The sequence below is a fragment of the Bradyrhizobium sp. MI1.11 genome (assembly GCF_055811255.1).
The window spans coordinates 26,597-42,709 of the sequence record NZ_JBVVPM010000034.1 but is presented as its reverse complement, the minus strand read 5'-3'; the positions used below and the strand labels follow the sequence as shown (position 1 = coordinate 42,709).

The window sequence follows — 16,113 nt, the reverse complement described above, 5'->3', positions numbered from 1 at the left end:
TGCGGGTTTGTTATGAATACCCATGACCTCGTCGCTTTCGTCGCCGTCGTCGAGACCGGATCGATTGTCGCAGCCTCGGCGCGTCTCAATCTCACCCAGCCTGGCGTGACCCGACGTATCCAGAATCTCGAGGAGATGCTGGGGGCGCAGCTTCTGGATCGGCTCTCGAAGCCCCTGAAGCCGACGGCGGCGGGCCATGAAGCCTACGAGCAGGGCAGGCGCCTGCTCAGGATGCTGGACGACCTCAAGTCGGGCGTGGCCAACGACGGAATGGTCCGCGGCGAGTTCAGGCTCGGTCTGACGCCGTTTCTCTCCGAAGCGGGCTTGACCGCACCACTCGATGCAGTGCGTGCCGAATTTCCCGCGCTGGCCGTGCGGGTGGTCTCCGGTTGGTCGCCGAACCAGCTCGAGCGCGTCTGCCGCAACGAGCTCGATGCGGCCGCGATTTGTCTCCCCGACGGTGCAGTGCCGCCCGCCGATCTCGCGGCCGACGATCTCGGCGCGCAGCCCGTCGTCTTCGTCGTCGCACGCGAGATGAAGATCCCGCGCACCGTCGACCTGGAACGGCTGTCCCAACTGTCGTGGGTAATCAACCAGGATGGCTGTGGATTTCGCGATACGCTGAAGCGAAAATTCGATGCCTCGCATCTGCCGTTCAACATCGCGGTCGAGGCGCTGGATAGTGAGCTTCGCCTGTCGCTGGTGTCGCGTGGTCTCGGCGTCGGGCTGGTCACCCCGATCGCCCTGAAACGCAGCGCATTTCGCGACAAGCTCAAGCCGGTCGCTGCGCGCGACTTCAAACCCGCGGTGCGCGCATGGGTGGTGCATCGCGCCCCCGCCGGTCGGCTGGAGCGGCCGATCAAGCTCTTCCGCGATGGACTGGTCCGGGAACTCCAGGCGCTGATCGGGGGCTAGCTACCGCAGCTTCCCCCGTGCCGCCACCGGCAGCGTGCCGATGATCTCCTCGCCGCGCACCATCACGACTTCGTCCATCATGTTGACGACGACGCAGACATGATTGGGTACGACCCGCACGACGTCGCCGACATTGGGGCGGGTGTTGCTGCGGGAGAGGTCGAGGAAGCCGTGCTCCTCGGCGAAGCGTGCGATCTTGGCTTCGGGGTGCTCCAGGATGAGGCCGTGGCCGTCGAGGCCGCCGGTGTCCGACGTCAGAGTCTTCGAGCCGGCGTCGAGGATGCCGCGCTCAGGCGCGGCGCGGCTGACCACGGTCGAATAGATGTGCAGCGCGCAGTCGTCCCAGGTGGCGACGCCGGCCGCGACCTGCATGCGGTCGTTGTAGATATAGGTGCCGAAGCGATGCTCGGTGCCGCCCTTGAGCTTGCCGAGATTTTTCAGGTTCGGCGTTCCGCCGGTCGAGACGATTTTTGCATCGAGTCCATGCGCGCGCACGCCAGCCAGAGCTTCGTCATAGAATTTTTGCGCGTCCGCCCAGCCTGTCTCGGTCGGATACATCATGAAGCCGGCGAATTGCAGTCCCTTGGATGCAGCAATCTCCTGCGCCAGGGCAATGGCCTCGGCGGGCGTCTCGACGCCGGCGCGCTTGCGGCCGGTATCGCATTCGACCACAACCGACAGCGGTCGGCCTGAGGCCGCAGCGGCCTTGGGCAGGCCGGCAACGACAGTCGAATTGTCCGCGGCGACCGTCATGTTGGCCTTCGCCTGCAGCGCCCCTAACCGCGCCATCTTTTCTTCGCCGAGCAAATTGTAGCTGATCAGGATGTCGTCGATCCCGGCATTGACCATGATCTCGGCTTCACCGAGCTTCTGGCAGGTGATGCCCTTCGCGCCGGCCGCGATCTGCATCCTCGCGATCGTGGGGTTCTTGTGCGTCTTGATGTGGGGACGGTTGGCAACTCCGGCGTCGTCGCAGGCCTTCTGGATCCGCGCGATGTTGCGCTCGACCTTGTCCATGTCGATGACGGCGCAGGGCGTGCCGTATTCGCGGGCGATCTTGGCGGCAAGGGTCGTTGTCATGGAAGTCTCTGAGTTGGCGCGCATCCCGTTTGCAAAAGCGGTGCCCACTTTTGCGAAATGCACGCTAGGCCTGTTCAATCTCTTCGCGCCGCACTTCGAGCTCCAGCCATTTGTCCTCGGCCTCGGCCAGTTCCTTTTGCGCCTTCGTCAGAGCGTCGGAGGCCTGATCGAAGCGCTTGCGATCCTTGCGGAAGAGATCGGGGTCGTCAAGGAAGCGCTGCTGCTTGGCGATCTCGGCCTGCAGCTTGGCGATGGTCTTGGGCAACGTCTCCAGCGCGTGTTGCTCGTTGAAGGTCAACCGTCGCTTCGCGACGCCGGAAGGCGCGACGGTTCGCTGCTCTCTCGTCTCTTCGACGGCCTTCGCTGTCGCGCGCTTCACGTCAGCGCCGCGCTGGGCGAGCATGTCGGTATAGCCGCCGGCATATTCGAGCCAGCGTCCGTTGCCCTCGGGCACGATCACAGACGTCACCACGCGGTCGAGAAAATCGCGATCGTGGCTGATCAGAATCACGGTGCCCTCGTAGTCGCTGAGCATTTCCTCGAGAACGTCGAGGGTCTCCAGGTCGAGGTCGTTGGTCGGCTCGTCCAGCACCAGGAGGTTCGAGGGCTTCGCCAGGGCGCGCGCCAGCATCAGCCGGCCGCGTTCACCGCCCGACAGCACCTCCAGCGGCGTGCGCATCTGTTCCTGGGCGAACAGGAAGTCCTTCATGTAGCTGACGACGTGCTTCGGCTTGCCGCCGACCATGACATGGTCGCCGCGGCCGCCGGTCAGCGCCTCGGCCAGCGTCGTCTTCGGATCGAGACTTTCCCGATGCTGGTCGAGCGTGGCCATCTCGATGTTGGCACCGAGCCGTATGCTGCCGCTGTCCGGTGCGCTGCCGCCGGTCAGCATCTCGATCAGCGTGGTCTTGCCGGCGCCGTTCGGGCCGACGATGCCGATGCGATCGCCGCGCTGGACGCGGATCGAGAAGCCGTCGACGATCTTTCGCTCGCCATAGGACCGGCTGATATTCTTGGCCTCGATGACGAGCTTGCCGGATTTGTCGGCTTCGGCAGCCGCGAGGTTGGCGTTGCCCGTCGCGCCGCGATGGGTGCGGCGCTGGTCGCGCAGCGCGTGCAGGTTCCCCAGCCGCTTGACGTTGCGCTTGCGACGGCCCGAGACGCCGTACCGCAACCAGTGCTCCTCGTTGACGATCTTGCGGTCGAGCTTGTGCTGGTCGCGCTCTTCCTCCGCGAGCACCTCGTCACGCCAGGCCTCGAAAGCACTGAAGCCGCGGTCGATCTGCCGGATCTGGCCGCGGTCGAGCCAGGCGGTGCTGCGCGAGAGATTGCCCAGGAAGCGCCGATCATGGCTGATGATCACCAGCGCGCAGCGGCGGCTCTCCAGTTCGCTCTCCAGCCATTCGATGGTCGGAAGATCCAGATGGTTGGTCGGCTCGTCCAGCAGCAGGATATCGGGCGAGGGCGCCAGTACGCGTGCCAGCGCAGCGCGGCGCGCTTCGCCGCCGGAGACATGCGCCGGATCTTCTTCACCGCTAAGACCGAGCTGCTCGACCAGATAGCGCGCCTGATAATGGTCGTCGCCGGCATTGAGGCCTGCCTCGACATAGGCCAGCGTGGTGGAGAAACCGGAAAAATCGGGCTCCTGCGGCAGGTAGCGAATGGTGGCGCCGGGCTGCACGAAACGGCTGCCGCCATCCGGTTCGACCAGGCCGGCGGCGATCTTGAGCAGCGTCGATTTACCGGAACCGTTGCGGCCGATCAGGCAGACGCGCTCGCCGGTCGAAACCGACAGTTCGACGCCCGCCAGGAGCGGCGTGCCGCCGAAGGTCAGCTTGATATCGCGCAGTTGAATCAGCGGTGGCGCCATGCGGTGTCTCAGTCCTGTCTTGTTGCGGCCTGGTCGGCGCGGCGGCGCTGAATGCGGCGGATGGTCTGGTCGAGCGTCGACAGAAACGTCGAGCGGTCGCGCGGTGAATACGACTTCGGACCGCCGGTGACTTCGCCGGCCGAGCGCAAATCGGTCATCAGGTTGCGGACGGCGAGCGTCATCCCGATCGACTCCTCGGTGAACGCCTTGCCGTTGGACGCAATCACATCGGCGCCGGCCTTCACGCAGCGGCTCGCGAGCGGAATATCCGAGGTGATGACGATATCGCCGGGCCCGGCGCGTTCGGCGATCCAGTCATCGGCGGCGTCCATGCCCGACCCCGCGGCGACCCGCTCGATCAGCGGATCCTGGGGCACGCGGATGAAATTGCCCGCGACCACGCTCACGGGCAGGCCGTGTCTGCCGGCGACGCGATAGATCTCGTCCTTCACCGGACAGGCGTCGGCGTCGACATAGATGCGGGTGGTGTTTTGAGGGTTCGTCATTGTCCGTAGATGGGGCTTGCGAAGCGGTTCCGCAGCAGCCGCGTGGTACCCCATTCGGCCCGCAAAGGCGAGGGGATTGACCCCGGTTCCTCAGGGCCTACGATCGGCCCGAAACGACAAGAAATTGGGGAAAGCCAAGCCATGCCGAACCGGCTCGAGACCTATCGTGTCGAGGCCTACAACACGGCCAAACAGTCCGAAAACAAGATGCATGACGACAATGTGGCGCGCCGCTTCGGGTTTTCCGGTGGGCTGGTCCCCGGCGTCGACGTCTTCGCCTACATGATGCATGTGCCGATGGCGCGCTGGGGCCGCGATTTCCTGTCGCGCGGGCTGATCGAGGCGCGTTTCATCAAGCCGGTCTATGACGGCGAGACCGCCGAAATCGATGCGACCGAGCACAACGGCCTGCTCACCATCGAGGTGTTCAGCCGCACCGAGCTCTGCGCGACGGGGACGGCGTCGCTGCCGGCGATTGCGACTGCGGTGTCGTTGAGCGACTATGTCGCAGTCCCAGCAGTCGCGGAGCGCAAGCCGGTCAGCCCGGCAACATTCGAGACCGGCAAATGGCTCGGTACGACGCCGCGCCGCTGGGTCGGGCAGGATGCCGCCGACTATCTCGCCGACATCCGTGAGGCCGATCCGATCTTCGCGCGCGAGGGGCTCGGCCACCCCGGCCTGATCCAGCGCGTCATGAACCGCGTGCTGGTGGACAACACCATTCTCGGCCCGTGGATCCATGTCGGCAGCCGCATGCAATTGGTGTCAGCCGCGCGCGCCGGCGACGAGATCACCGCGCGGGCAAAAGTCACCGCGAATTACGAGAAGAAAGGCCACCGCTTCGTCGAGCTCGACGCGCTGGTGGTCGCAAACGGCACGACGCCGCTGGCGCACTGCCAGCACACCGCGATCTACCAGCCGCGCGAGCAGGCGGCGGCGTAGGGAAGGAGCACAGCGCGTCCTCACCCTCGCAGTCATTCCCCGCGAAGGCGGGGAATCCAGTACGCCGGGGCTTCTCCGTATCCCACGACCGTCTCTGGAATACTGGATCGTCCGCCCCAGTGCGCAAGTGCGCACAAGGCGGACGATGACAGCGGTGTTTCTGGCGACGCCCGCTACGCCGCTTTCCCCTTCGCGTCCTGGATCGCGCGCCACACACGCTCCGGCGTCAGCGGCATGTCGATGTGCTTGATGCCGTAGTCGGAGAGCGCGTCGATCACTGCGTTCACGACCGTGGACAGGCTGCCGGCGCAGCCGGCTTCGCCGCAGCCCTTGCTGCCGAGCGGATTGGTCGTGGCCGGCACCGGGTGGTCGCCGACCGTCATGTTCGGAACGTCCTCGGCGCGCGGCAGTGCGTAGTCCATCAGCGAGCCCGTGATCGGCTGGCCGTTCTCGTCGTAGCGGACGTGCTCCATCAGCGCCTGGCCGATGCCCTGGACCACGCCGCCATGGAGCTGGCCCGCGACCAGCAGCGGGTTGATCACCGTTCCGAAATCGTTGACCGCGCTGTAGCGCACGATCTGCACCACGCCGGTCTCGGGGTCGATCTCGACCTCGGCGACATGGCAGCCGTTCGGGAAGGCCGACGGCACCGGTTCGCTGGTGTGATCGACGTCGAGGCTGTCGGGCACCCCCTCAGGCATCTTGCTGTCATGCAGGCGTTTGGCGAGCTCCATGATGTCGATGCTGCGATCCGTGCCGGCGATCGTGAAACTGCCGCCTTCGAATTCGATGTCGGCTTCGGATGCCTCCAGCATGTGCGCGGCGGCGCGCTTGCCCTTTTCAATCACGAGCTTGGCGGCGCCCACGATCGCCATGCCGGTCGCGGTGATCGAGCGCGAGCCGCCGGTGCCATTGCCGGTGTGCACGATGTCGCTGTCGCCCTGCACCAGCTTGACGCTGTCGAAGGGGACGCCGAGCTGCTCGCACAGCACCTGCGCGAACGGCGTGGCGTGGCCCTGACCGTAATCGAGCGTACCGGTGATGAGCTGCACCGAGCCATCGGGATCGAACACGATCTTGCCGAGCTCGACGCCGGGAGGTGCGGTCACCTCCAGATAGGAACCGACAGCGATGCCACGCAGCTTGCCGGACTTCTTGCTCTCCTTCTTGCGCTTGGCAAAGTTCTCGTGGTCGGAGATTTCGAGCGCCTTGTTGAAGACAGCCTGGAAGTCGCCGCTGTCATAGGTGACACCGGAGGACGCGGCGAAGGGCATCTGGTTTTGCTTGATGAAGTTGCGCTTGCGCATCGTCAGGCGGTTGATGCCCATCTCGTCGGCGGCGCGGTCGATCAACCGTTCCATGTAGTAGTTGGCCTCGGGCCGTCCGGCGCCGCGATAGGCGCCCATCAGCGTGGTGTTGGTCAGCACCGTCTTGATATCGACGGCCATCAGCGGCGTGCGATAAACGCTGGAAAAGTTCTTGCTGGTGTTGAGCGAGAGCGGACTGGGAGCAACGCCAGTGATGTAGGCTCCGAGATTGCCGTAGCCCGAGAGCTTGGCGGCGAGGAAATGCCCCTCGGCGTCCAGCGCGAGCTCGGCGTGAATCTTCTGCGCACGGCCGTGGCTGTCGGACAAGAAGCTGGTCGAGCGTTCGTCCAGCCATTTCACCGGCCGCCCCAATTCCTTGGCCGCGTAAAGGATGCACATGTACTCGGGATAGTTGACGTTCTTCATGCCGAAGGACCCGCCGACATTGGCGGTGAGGATGCGCACCTTTTCGTTCGGCACCTTCAGGTTCTTGGCGAGGTTGGCGCGGTTGCCGGCGACGCCCTGCGTCGGCATCTGGATGGTGTAACGCTCGGTCTTCTTGTCGTAGGAGGCAAGGCCGACGCGCGGCTCCATCGAGACCACGGCGACACGGGTGTTTTCGATGTCGACCTTGGTCACGTGAGCGGCGCTGGCGAAGGCCGCATTGACCTTCTCGATGTCGCCATAGTGGTAGTCGAGCGCGACATTGTTCGGGATGTGGTCGTAGAGTTGCGGCGCGCCGGGTTTTGCGGCTTGCTCGGGATCGGTCACCGCCGGCAACGGCTCGATGTCGAGCTCGACCGCCTCGGCCGCGTCGCGCGCCTGGGCCAGCGTCTCCGCCACCGCGAAGGCGACGGGATCGCCGACGAAACGGACCTTGTCGGTTGCGAGCGGCTGGCGGTTGGTCTGGAGCAGGGGCGAGCCGTCGCGGCTCTTCAGCGGCAGGCCGCAGGTGAAGGGGCCGTAGCCGGCCGCATCGAGGTCTTTGCCGGTCCAGACCCCCAGCACGCCCGGTATCGCCCTGGCTGCGTCGACGTTGATGCCGCGAATGACGCCGTGGGCATGGGTCGAGCGGACGATCACGGCATAGGCCTGGCCGGGCAGGTTGAAATCGTCGGTGTAGCGGCCCTTGCCGCGCACCAGCGTATCGTCCTCCTTGCGGCGGACCGGCTGCCCGACACCATATTTTTGCAGTGCAATAGCGTTTTCGAGCGTGGAGGATTTGGTGTGTTCTTGCATGGAATTGACCTGAAAAGCCGGCAATTGCGCGGTTTTGGGGGGCGCCTGGGGGACCGGACCCCTCAAAAATAACCCACCGGCCCGTTCACGACAACGCACGAATGGGCATGGTCCCATGTGATGCGTTGTTGCGCAGGATTGGCGCGCTGCTAATGTTTCAGGCGAAAAAGCAATTCCAGCTCGGCCTAACCGGCCGCGGAAAGACAGTTTGTATGAATGACCACACGCGGCTCCGCGACGGCCTTGCGCCGCACGGTGAGCTGGGGTCGATGGCGGCGGCGTTCGCCACTGAACCGGCCGTCGGCGCGCAAGCGCCGGGAACCGGCGTCTACGCGGCGCTCGACCTCGGCACCAACAATTGCAGGCTCCTGATCGCCTGTCCGACCCACGACGGCTTCCGCGTGGTCGATTCCTTCTCGCGCATCATCCGGCTCGGCGAGGGCGTCTCGGCAACGGGGTGCATCAGCGAGGCCGCGATCGAGCGCGCCATCGTGGCGCTCGGCATCTGCCGCGACAAGATCAACCTGCGCAAAGCGCGGCGGTTGCGGCTGATCGCCACCGAAGCCTGCCGCGCCGCCTCGAACGCCGAAGGCTTTCGCAGCCGCGTCGCTGCCGAGACCGGAATCGAGCTCGAGGTAATCGACCGCGAGACCGAGGCGGCGCTCGCCGTGCTGGGCTGCTCGCCGCTGGTCGATCCCAGGGGGCGCGGCGCGATCCTGTTCGACATCGGCGGCGGCTCGACCGAGCTGGTGCGGATCGAGCGCGACGCCGCAAATCCGGAGCCGCGCATCAAAGCCTGGATGTCGATCCCATTCGGCGTGGTCACGCTTGCCGAGCAGTTCGGCGGACGCGACGTGACGCCGGAGATCTACGCCGCGATGGAGCGCGAGGTCGCCCATCACATCAGGCCGTTCGCCGAACAGCATGGCGGCGATCTCGCCGACATGCATCTGCTCGGCACGTCAGGCACTGTGACGACGCTCGCCGGCATCCATCTCAACCTCGCGCGCTACGACCGCCGCCGCATCGATAGCGTCTGGATGAACGATACCGACGTCACCGCGACTATCAACAAGCTGCTCGGCATGAGCTACGAGGAGCGCGCCGCCAACAGCTGCATCAGTATCGAGCGCGCCGATCTCGTGCTGGCCGGCTGCGCCATCCTCGACGCGATCCGCCGCGCCTTTCCGCTGCCGCGCCTGCGCGTCGCCGACCGGGGCCTCCGCGAAGGCATGCTGGTCGAGATGATGCGCGAAGACGGCGCGCTCAGGAGCTGGTGAGATGGCCAAGGACACCACCGGCCGCTTGCACGTTCAGGTCAAGACCCACGGCAAGCGAAAATTGTCGTCGAAGCTCTGGCTGGAGCGGCAGCTCAACGATCCCTATGTGGTGAAGGCGAAGGCGCTGGGTTATCGCTCGCGCGCCGCTTTCAAGCTGCTGGAGATCGACGACAAATACCGGCTACTCAAGCACGGCATGGCGGTGGTCGATCTCGGTGCGGCGCCGGGTGGCTGGAGCCAGATCGCCGCCAAGCGCGTCGGCTCGGTCGACGGCAAGGGCAAGGTCATCGCAATCGACCTGCTGGAAATCCCCGAAATCGCCGGCGTCGAGTTCGCGCAGCTCGACTTCATGGACAATGACGCGCCGGACAAGCTCAAGGCCATGCTCGACGGCGGCGCCGACATCGTAATGTCCGACATGGCCGCCAACACCACCGGCCACCGCAAGACCGACCAGCTTCGCATCGTCGGCCTGATCGAGACCGCCGCCGCGTTCGCCTGCGATGTGCTGAAGCCGGGCGGGACCTTCCTGGCGAAGGCGTTCCAGAGCGGCGCCGACGCCGAGTTGCTCGCCCAGCTCAAACGCGATTTCGCAACAGTGCGTCACGTCAAGCCGGCCGCAAGCCGTGCAGATTCCTCGGAGCGCTACGTGCTGGCGACGGGATTTCGCGGCGGGGCGACGGAATAGCAACAAACTCCGTCATTGCGAGGAGCTCTTGCGACGAAGCAATCTAGACTGTCTCCGCGGAGGGATTCTGGATTGCTTCGCTTCGCTCGCAATGACGAGATAGGCTACCCTAGCCGCTGATCCCGCACGTCCTGCGTATCCTCGGTCGCCGCCTTGACGGCCGCCTTGGCCGCGCCCTTGCCGGCACCCTTGCGGCTCGCGATCTCCACGGCCTTGCGGCCGGAGACTTCGTGGCCGGCATCGGCGGGCATCTGCCAGAAGAACCAGCTCGATGCCGCCGAGGTGAGCGCGACCACGACGAAGGCCGGCGCGAACACGGTGGCGTTGAGCTCGCTGACGTGGCTGAGCCACATCGTCGTCTCCACGGACGCGGCGCCGACGGCGACGCCGGCCGAGACCGCGAGCTGCTGGTTGACGCTGACGAGCGTGGTGGCGCGGCTCATCTGCGCCTGCTCGACCTCGGCATAGGCAACCGTGTTGATCGCGGTGAACTCGAGCGAACGGAAGAAGCCGCCGACCACCAGGATGATCATGATGATCAGCAGCGGCGTCGTCACGGTGAAGAGGGCGCAGGCGGCGAGAAAGACGGCACTGATGATCGCGTTCACCGTCATCAGGTTGCGGAAGCCGAAGGCGCGGATGATGCGTGCGGCCAGCGCCTTCATGCCCATGGCGCCGAGCGAGGAGCCAAACGTGACGAGGCCGGACTTGAACGGCGAGAGGCCGAAGCCGATCTGCATCAGCAGCGGCAACAGGAACGGCAGCGCGCCGATGCCGAGCCGGAACATGAATCCGCCGAGAACGGCGGCGCGTAGCGTCGGCAGCCTCAGCAGCGTGAAGTCCAGCACCGGCGACCCCGTTCGCCGCGCGTGAAGGACATACAGTGTCATCGAGATTGATCCGCCGACGACCAGGGCGGCAACTGTGCTCCATGGCAGCAGATTGAGTCCGGCAACCGACAGCCCGAAGGCGATGCCGGCGAGCCCGAGGCCCGCGAGCACCATGCCGTAGAGGTCGAACGGCTCTCGTTCCTCGCTTTTGATGGGATCGATGAAGCGCAAGGCCATGAAGATGCCGAGCAACCCGATCGGGATGTTGATCAGGAAGATCCAGTGCCAGGACGCATAGGTCGTGATGAAGCCGCCGAGCGGCGGCCCGATCACGGGGCCGATCAGGGCAGGAACCGTCACCCACGCCATGGCATTGACCAGCGCGCTCTTGTCGACCGACCGCAACAGCACGAGGCGCCCGACCGGCGTCATCATCGCCCCGCCCATGCCTTGCAGGATGCGCGCGAACACGAAATCGGTGACCGATGTCGAGAGCGCGCAGCCGACCGAGCCGACCATGAACACGCCGACGGCAATCGCAAACACCATGCGCGCGCCGAACCGGTCGGCGGTCCAGCCGCTCGCCGGGATGAACACCGCAAGCGACAGCAGATAGGAGGTGATCGCGAGCTTGAGCGTCAATGGGCTGGTGCCGATGTCGGCTGCGATCGCGGGCAGCGACGTGGCGATCACCGTCGAGTCCATGTTCTCCATGAAGAGAGCAGTGGCCACGATCAGCGGAATGACGCGTTGCTTGTCGACCATAACGGATTGGTAATGGAAATCGGAAGGAAGGGCGAGAATTGCGGCTTATCACCGGCATTGGGCCGCGACCATTGCGGATCGACGCATAGCACCTAAATCCTGCGTGACCCGAGGTGAGTGCGCCCGCGCCGGAGACCGTGATGATCGGCCGGCACGGGGACGCCGTTCGCCAGTACGAGGCGCCGCGAGGCTATCCCCCGCTGAATTTGCCTAAAAAGCCTGTGCATGGCTGGCCGGCGGTCCGATTTGCTTTGATTCGTCGTCCACCCGTGCTATCGACCCGCGTCAACCCCACCGATGGGCTCCGATTCTCCGGCGTTGCCGCAAGGTACGCCGAGGGCGGCGCTCATCCATAGCTATTTGCGGCAGGGCCGCGGAAGGAGTTGGCACATGGCCACCGTGCAACAAGGCATTCGCGAAGCCCTCACGTTCGACGACGTGCTGCTGAAGCCGGGCCTGTCGGACGTCATGCCGGGCGAGGTCGACATCCGCTCTCGCGTCACCCGCGCCATTCCGCTCAACATCCCGATCATGGCCTCCGCCATGGACACGGTCACCGAAGCCCGCATGGCGATCGCCATGGCGCAGGCCGGCGGCATCGGCGTCATCCACCGCAATTTCGATCCCGAAGGGCAGGCCGCCCAGGTGCGACAGGTCAAGCGCTACGAGTCGGGCATGGTGGTGAACCCGCTCACCATCAGCCCCGACGCCACGCTGGACGACGCGCTCAAGCTGATGAGCGATCACGGTATCTCCGGCATTCCCGTCGTCACCGGTGCCGGCAAGTCCACGCCGGGCAAGCTGGTCGGCATCCTCACCAACCGCGACGTCCGCTTCGCCACCGACCGCCAGCAAAAAATCTCCGAGCTGATGACGCATGAAGGTCTCGTCACGGTGCGCGAGAATGTCAGCCAGGACGAGGCACGGCGGATGCTGCATCAGCACCGCATCGAGAAGCTGCTCGTGGTCGACGAGCAGTATCGCTGCGTCGGTCTTGTCACCGTGAAGGACATGGAGAAGGCGGTCGCCCATCCGCTGGCCTGCAAGGACGCGCAGGGCCGCCTGCGCGTCGCCGCCGCCACCACGGTCGGTGATAGCGGCTTCGAGCGCACCGAGCGGCTGATCGATGCGGGCGTCGATCTCGTCGTGGTCGACACCGCGCACGGTCATTCCCGTCACGTGCTCCATGCGGTCAACCGCATCAAGCGCCTGTCCAATTTCGTGCAGGTCGTTGCCGGCAACGTCGCGACCTCGGAGGGTGCGCAGGCGCTGATCGATGCTGGCGCGGACTGCATCAAGGTCGGCATCGGCCCGGGCTCGATCTGCACCACGCGCATCGTCGCCGGCGTCGGTGTGCCCCAGCTCACCGCGATCATGGATGCGGTGGAAGCGGCGAAGAAGTCCGACATCCCCGTGATCGCCGACGGCGGCATCAAGTTCTCCGGCGACCTTGCCAAGGCGCTTGCTGCCGGTGCCGACATCGCGATGGTCGGCTCGTTGCTCGCCGGCACCGATGAGACGCCCGGTGAGGTGTTCTTGTGGCAGGGCCGCTCCTATAAGGCCTATCGCGGCATGGGTTCGGTCGGCGCGATGGCGCGCGGCTCGGCCGACCGCTACTTCCAGCAGGACATCAAGGACACGCTCAAGCTCGTGCCCGAAGGCATAGAAGGCCAGGTGCCTTACAAGGGCCCGGTCGGCAACGTCATGCACCAGCTCGCCGGCGGCCTGCGCGCCGCGATGGGCTATGTCGGTGCAGGCACGCTCCAGGACTTGCACAAGAAGGCGCAGTTCGTGCGTATCACCGGCGCGGGCCTGCGCGAGAGCCACGTCCACGACGTCACCATTACGCGCGAGGCGCCGAACTATCCGGGCGGGGGTTAGGCGCTCCACATTCCGCTGTCATGCCCCGGCTTGACCGGGGCATCCAGTACGCCGCGGCCTCTCGGCTCAACCACGACCGCCTCTGGAATACTGGATCGCCCGATCAAGTCGGGCGATGACAGCGAGGGCGCGGTTGGTGTGTACCAAACTCCATTTGCGGCGCTGTCCTGCAACTACGCTCCGTCGCTTTTGTATTGACGTGCTCCGCTCCCTCCGCTTCCGTTCGCGCCGAAGCATAATCAGGAGGAAGCCAACATGTCCCAAGGCAAACGCATCGTTCTCGCGGCGCGTCCCGTCGGCGAGCCAAAGCCGTCCGATTTCCGCATCGAGGAATTCGCTGTACCGACGCCCGCCGCAGGCGAAGTCCTGCTGCGCACGATCTGGCTCTCGCTCGATCCCTATATGCGCGGGCGCATGAGCGACGGTCCGTCCTACGCGACCCCGGTGCCGGTCGGCGGCGTGATGGAAGCCGGTACGGTCTGCGAGGTCGCAGCCTCCAACAATCCGAACTTCGCCAAGGGCGACATCGTACTCTCGCGCGCGGGCTGGCAGACGCACGCAATCTCCGACGGCAAGGGGCTGAACAAGATCGACCCGAAGCTCGCGCCGATCTCGACGGCCGTCGGCGTGCTGGGCATGCCCGGCATGACCGCCTACACGGGCCTGCTCGATATCGGCAAGCCGCAAGCGGGCGAGACCGTCGTCGTCGCCGGTGCCTCCGGTGCGGTCGGTTCGGCCGTGGGACAGATCGCGAAGATCAAGGGCGCACGCGCGGTTGGAATCGCCGGCGGCAAGGACAAATGCGATTACGTCGTGAAGGAGCTCGGCTTCGATGCCTGCCTCGATCACCGCGATCCTGATCTGGCGGCGAAGCTGAAGGAGGCCTGCCCGAAAGGCATCGACGTCTATTTCGAGAATGTCGGCGGCGCCGTGTTCGAGGCGGTCTTCCCGCTGCTCAATGCGTTCGCGCGCGTGCCGGTCTGCGGCCTCATCGCCCATTACAACGACACTGAAGCGAAGCCGCCGAAATGGGCCGCCAGCATGATGCGCGCGACCCTGACCAAGCGGCTGACCTTCCGCGGCTTCATCGTCTCCGACTTCGCCTCCCGCCATGGCGACTTCCTGCGCGACATGTCCGGATGGGTCCGCGAGGGCAAGGTCAAGTACAAGGAGTTCGTCACCGAGGGCCTGGAGAGCGCGCCTGAGGCCTTCATGGGCCTTCTGAAGGGGGCCAATTTCGGCAAGCAGCTGGTGCGGGTCGGGCCGGACAAAGCTTGATCGGCCGCCTCGGCCCCCCTCGGGGGCCGGGTATGGTTAACAAACAGTGACCGATCGGCCACACCCGCCCGCAAAAGCCGCAGGTGTGACCGTCGGTTCATTGACGGGCCCGCGAAGGCATTGAATCATTGCGCATATTTCAGGTGCGATGATGTTAGAGCTTGTTGTTTTCTGCGTAATCCTGCTGGCTGCCGGTTATTGGGCGACCATGTTTGTCATGGGCCGTCGCGACGACGTCATCCATGGCAAGTTCGTTCACACCGAGGACGCCGACGCGTTCGCGCAATCCGCGATGCCGACACCCACGCCGCCATTCCCCCGGCGTCCCGTCAAAGCCGCGCGGCCTGCCAATGTTCAGCCTGCCAATACCGGGGCCAAGCCGGTGAGTAGCGAGGCGCTGCAGTCCCTGCTTGCCGCGATCCAGCAGGATCTCAAGAGCGTCGCTTGATCCGCGCGTTCAGACGCTGCCGCGCTCGACCATGAACAGCTCGACCGCAAGTCGCTGCTCGGGCCGTGGCGCGCCGGTCAGGCGCGCCAGAAGCAGTTCGCCTGCGATACGCCCCACAGCCGCGGCATCGAACGAGATCGTGGTGAGGCCGGGCGTGATCTGATCGGCGACGTCGTTGTCGCCGAAGCCGAGCACAGCCAGATCGCGCGGCACCGACAGGCCCCGGCCGCGCGCCTCGATCAGTGCGCCGGTCGCGAGCAGATCGTTGGCGCAGAACACGGCATCGATGCGGTCGCCGCGGTCGAGCAGGGCGGTGAAGGCGGCGCGGCCGTCGACGAGCCCCGTGATTTCGCCGACACCGATCTCATGGATGATCTCGAGCCCGAGCTGTGCCGCGGCCGCGCGAAAACCGTCGCGGCGCAGCGCACCGCGCCCAACGCTGCGTCCGATGAAACCGACGCGGCGATGCCCGGCCTCAGCCAGCCTTCGCGCCGCCATCGCACCGGCATCGGCGTTGGGAAGGCCGACCAGCATGTCGATGGGATCGCGCGGAAACGCCCAGGTCTCGATCACGGGAATGCCGAGCTCTTCGAGCGCGGCGCGATTCTCCTCGAGTTCGATCACGCCGGTGAACATCACGGCCGCAGGCCGGATGCCGCGCAGCGACTGGATCATCGCGACCTCCTTGGCATAGGAGTAGGAGGTCTGGCCGATCAGCACTTCAAAGCCTTCCGGCTCCAGCGTCGCGGCGAAGCTGCGCACCGCCAGCCCAAACTGCTGGCTGAGGATGTTGGAGACGAAAGCCATGACCACGTTTGATCGGCCCGAGCGCAGCGCGCGCGCGTGCGGGTTGGACGCATAGCCGGTCGCCTCGATCACTTCGAGGATACGCTCGCGGGTCTCGCGATTGACCTTCTCGGGATGGCGCAGCACCCGCGACACCGTGATCGGCGCAACGCCCGCGCGCTCCGCCACCTCCGCGATGCGCGGCGGCCGTCCGGTCGCGCTGCTGCGGCCGGGCGGCGCCGGAATGCGCACCACGTCGTCATAGGTCGGCTTTGCCGGATCGGTCATCGAATCCCGA

At 65.7% G+C, this 16,113-nt stretch carries 13 protein-coding genes; 7 read left to right on the top strand and 6 right to left on the bottom strand.

Annotated elements, in window-relative coordinates; genetic code table 11:
* Positions 1–12 precede the first annotated feature (12 nt).
* Positions 13–915 (top strand): LysR family transcriptional regulator, encoded by a 903-nt coding sequence (locus tag AC0L30_RS28500; RefSeq protein ID WP_007592243.1) that lies wholly within the window; start codon positions 13–15, stop codon positions 913–915.
* On the opposite strand, the gene AC0L30_RS28495 is transcribed toward AC0L30_RS28500, so the two are convergent.
* The 3 genes from AC0L30_RS28495 to AC0L30_RS28485 form a co-directional block, all read right to left on the bottom strand.
* Positions 916–1,995: an alanine racemase gene (locus AC0L30_RS28495; protein ID WP_473405736.1), complete on the bottom strand. Its 1,080-nt coding sequence runs from the start codon at positions 1,993–1,995 to the stop codon at positions 916–918.
* A 64-nt stretch (positions 1,996–2,059) separates the two neighbouring features.
* The gene (locus tag AC0L30_RS28490) at positions 2,060–3,865 is read right to left on the bottom strand and encodes an ABC-F family ATP-binding cassette domain-containing protein (RefSeq protein WP_007592239.1); all 1,806 of its coding nucleotides are present in this window, start codon (positions 3,863–3,865) and stop codon (positions 2,060–2,062) included.
* A gap of 8 nt (positions 3,866–3,873) precedes the next feature.
* Positions 3,874–4,371, bottom strand: a complete 498-nt coding sequence (locus AC0L30_RS28485) for a YaiI/YqxD family protein (RefSeq protein WP_007592237.1) — start codon at positions 4,369–4,371, stop codon at positions 3,874–3,876.
* Positions 4,372–4,512: 141 nt separating this feature from the next.
* Here AC0L30_RS28485 and AC0L30_RS28480 point away from each other — a divergent pair, with 141 nt between their 5' ends.
* Positions 4,513–5,313, top strand: a complete 801-nt coding sequence (locus AC0L30_RS28480) for a hypothetical protein (protein WP_473405735.1) — start codon at positions 4,513–4,515, stop codon at positions 5,311–5,313.
* Positions 5,314–5,486: 173 nt separating this feature from the next.
* Here AC0L30_RS28480 and AC0L30_RS28475 read toward each other — a convergent pair whose 3' ends face one another.
* A complete protein-coding gene (locus AC0L30_RS28475; RefSeq protein WP_473405734.1) occupies positions 5,487–7,859 on the bottom strand; it encodes a xanthine dehydrogenase family protein molybdopterin-binding subunit in 2,373 nt (790 codons plus the stop codon).
* A gap of 212 nt (positions 7,860–8,071) precedes the next feature.
* On the opposite strand from AC0L30_RS28475, the gene AC0L30_RS28470 reads away from it, so the two are divergent.
* On the top strand, positions 8,072–9,139 hold the full coding sequence (locus AC0L30_RS28470) for a Ppx/GppA phosphatase family protein (RefSeq protein ID WP_219683305.1): 1,068 nt from the start codon (positions 8,072–8,074) through the stop codon (positions 9,137–9,139).
* Between the two features lies 1 nt (position 9,140).
* On the top strand, positions 9,141–9,827 hold the full coding sequence (locus AC0L30_RS28465) for an RlmE family RNA methyltransferase (RefSeq protein ID WP_007592230.1): 687 nt from the start codon (positions 9,141–9,143) through the stop codon (positions 9,825–9,827).
* A 104-nt stretch (positions 9,828–9,931) separates the two neighbouring features.
* Here the strand turns inward: AC0L30_RS28465 and AC0L30_RS28460 are convergent, their stop codons facing one another.
* Positions 9,932–11,422, bottom strand: a complete 1,491-nt coding sequence (locus AC0L30_RS28460; protein WP_007592228.1) for an MFS transporter — start codon at positions 11,420–11,422, stop codon at positions 9,932–9,934.
* A 390-nt stretch (positions 11,423–11,812) separates the two neighbouring features.
* On the opposite strand from AC0L30_RS28460, the gene guaB reads away from it, so the two are divergent.
* From guaB to AC0L30_RS28445, 3 genes are all read left to right on the top strand, one after another.
* Positions 11,813–13,303, top strand: coding sequence for an IMP dehydrogenase (gene guaB, locus AC0L30_RS28455; protein ID WP_473405733.1), 1,491 nt, complete (start codon positions 11,813–11,815; stop codon positions 13,301–13,303).
* A gap of 255 nt (positions 13,304–13,558) precedes the next feature.
* Complete coding sequence (locus AC0L30_RS28450; protein WP_473405732.1) at positions 13,559–14,581, top strand: NADP-dependent oxidoreductase; 1,023 nt, start codon at positions 13,559–13,561, stop codon at positions 14,579–14,581.
* A 151-nt stretch (positions 14,582–14,732) separates the two neighbouring features.
* Positions 14,733–15,029, top strand: coding sequence for a hypothetical protein (locus AC0L30_RS28445; protein ID WP_354127964.1), 297 nt, complete (start codon positions 14,733–14,735; stop codon positions 15,027–15,029).
* A gap of 9 nt (positions 15,030–15,038) precedes the next feature.
* Here the strand turns inward: AC0L30_RS28445 and AC0L30_RS28440 are convergent, their stop codons facing one another.
* The gene (locus AC0L30_RS28440; RefSeq protein ID WP_007592219.1) at positions 15,039–16,103 is read right to left on the bottom strand and encodes a LacI family DNA-binding transcriptional regulator; all 1,065 of its coding nucleotides are present in this window, start codon (positions 16,101–16,103) and stop codon (positions 15,039–15,041) included.
* Between the last annotated feature and the right edge of the window lie 10 nt (positions 16,104–16,113).

Bases quoted from the DNA above. Each gene is read 5' to 3' on its own strand.
- AC0L30_RS28490 (WP_007592239.1), bottom strand. From the start codon at position 3,865: ATGGCGCCACCGCTGATTCAACTGCGCGATATCAAGCTGACCTTCGGC.
- AC0L30_RS28440 (WP_007592219.1), bottom strand. From the start codon at position 16,103: ATGACCGATCCGGCAAAGCCGACCTATGACGACGTGGTGCGCATTCCG.
- AC0L30_RS28495 (WP_473405736.1), bottom strand. From the start codon at position 1,995: ATGACAACGACCCTTGCCGCCAAGATCGCCCGCGAATACGGCACGCCC.
- AC0L30_RS28450 (WP_473405732.1), top strand. From the start codon at position 13,559: ATGTCCCAAGGCAAACGCATCGTTCTCGCGGCGCGTCCCGTCGGCGAG.
- AC0L30_RS28485 (WP_007592237.1), bottom strand. From the start codon at position 4,371: ATGACGAACCCTCAAAACACCACCCGCATCTATGTCGACGCCGACGCC.
- guaB (WP_473405733.1), top strand. From the start codon at position 11,813: ATGGCCACCGTGCAACAAGGCATTCGCGAAGCCCTCACGTTCGACGAC.
- AC0L30_RS28480 (WP_473405735.1), top strand. From the start codon at position 4,513: ATGCCGAACCGGCTCGAGACCTATCGTGTCGAGGCCTACAACACGGCC.
- AC0L30_RS28445 (WP_354127964.1), top strand. From the start codon at position 14,733: ATGTTAGAGCTTGTTGTTTTCTGCGTAATCCTGCTGGCTGCCGGTTAT.
- AC0L30_RS28465 (WP_007592230.1), top strand. From the start codon at position 9,141: ATGGCCAAGGACACCACCGGCCGCTTGCACGTTCAGGTCAAGACCCAC.
- AC0L30_RS28470 (WP_219683305.1), top strand. From the start codon at position 8,072: ATGAATGACCACACGCGGCTCCGCGACGGCCTTGCGCCGCACGGTGAG.
- AC0L30_RS28500 (WP_007592243.1), top strand. From the start codon at position 13: ATGAATACCCATGACCTCGTCGCTTTCGTCGCCGTCGTCGAGACCGGA.
- AC0L30_RS28475 (WP_473405734.1), bottom strand. From the start codon at position 7,859: ATGCAAGAACACACCAAATCCTCCACGCTCGAAAACGCTATTGCACTG.
- AC0L30_RS28460 (WP_007592228.1), bottom strand. From the start codon at position 11,422: ATGGTCGACAAGCAACGCGTCATTCCGCTGATCGTGGCCACTGCTCTC.